This is a genomic window from Undibacterium sp. GW821-FHT11H02 (genome assembly GCF_058808015.1).
In genome coordinates this window covers 1-1,198 of the sequence record NZ_JBXARG010000048.1, presented here as the reverse complement: position 1 = coordinate 1,198, position 1,198 = coordinate 1, and the positions used below count along the sequence as shown (strand labels likewise).

Annotated in this window: 1 protein-coding gene; it reads right to left on the bottom strand. The window is 45.8% G+C overall.

Annotated elements, in window-relative coordinates:
- Nucleotides 1–16: 16 nt before the first annotated feature.
- Nucleotides 17–1,122, bottom strand: a protein-coding gene (locus AC1RR2_RS20880; protein ID WP_493224216.1) for an IS3 family transposase whose coding sequence is annotated in 2 segments (ribosomal slippage) — nt 17–867 and nt 867–1,122 — 1,107 coding nt in all. Because the reading frame shifts where the segments join, the coding sequence is not laid out codon by codon here.
- Between the last annotated feature and the right edge of the window lie 76 nt (nt 1,123–1,198).

Genomic DNA, 1,198 nt, shown 5'->3' with positions numbered 1-1,198 from the left:
TGTAAACCTCCCTCAATCAGTGCCAGGTATTACTAGAGTTTTGAGGTTGGTGAAACAACCGGTATTCAACAGGGGTCATCCCGTTGAGTGAATCATGTGGGCATTGCTCGTTGTAATCGTTCATCCACAATTCTGTTCGTTCTTTGACCTCCTGCAAGCTCTTAAAAACATACATATCTAACACCCCTTGGCGGTAGCTGCGGTTGAAGCGTTCAATGAAACCATTTTGCATAGGTCTACCTGGCTCAATAAACTCCAGGTGGACATCATGCTTTTGCGCCCAATCAGCTAAGGTTGTCGAAATAAATTCAGGCCCATTGTCCATTCTGATCTGCGTCGGAAAGCCGCGCCACGCAACGATCCTCTCAAGCACACGAATCACACGCGACGCGGGCAAATTTAAATCAACTTCAATCGCCAGTACTTCTCGATTAAAGTCATCGACGACATTAAAAGTTCGAAACCGCCTACCGCACCATAAAGCATCACTCATAAAATCCATTGACCAACTCTTGTTGACTTCTCCGGGTACTGCCAATGGTTGCGGGTCTCTTGTTGGAAGTCGCTTTTTACCGATACGTCGCCGATTCATCTTTAGTCCGCAATAAACGCGATAGACACGCTTATGATTCCAGGTATGGCCGCGTCGTCTTATTAACTGAAAGTATTTGCCAAATCCCCGTTCCGGAAATCGTTCTGCCAATTCCTGCAAAACCGCAATGATCTCGTCGTCTGGTGCCATCTGCCGCTGGTAGGTCATGCTTGAACGTGAGAGTTGCATTGCTTTGCAAGCCTGGCGCTGGCTAAGTCCATACTCTTGTAGTTGTTTGACGAAATCGCGTTTCTGGTTCGGGGCTAGCGCTTTAAACCGATCACCTCTTTGAACGCATGATTCTCTAACGACAAATCAGCAACCATCATTTTGAGCTTACGATTCTCTTCTTCTAGCTCTTTGAGGCGCTTTACGTCAGCAGCTTCCATACCGCCATATTTAGACTTCCATTGGTAATAGGTCGCTTCAGAAACGCTATGTTCACGACAAACGTCTTTGACCAATCTGCCAGCTTCAACTGCCTTCAATATTCCTATGATCTGTGTTTCTGTAAATTTGCTTTTACGCATTTCTGTTCTCCTTTGGCACATAAGTTTGCCTCAAGATCTCTAGTTATGCATGGCTTGATTTTACGGGAGGGTTACA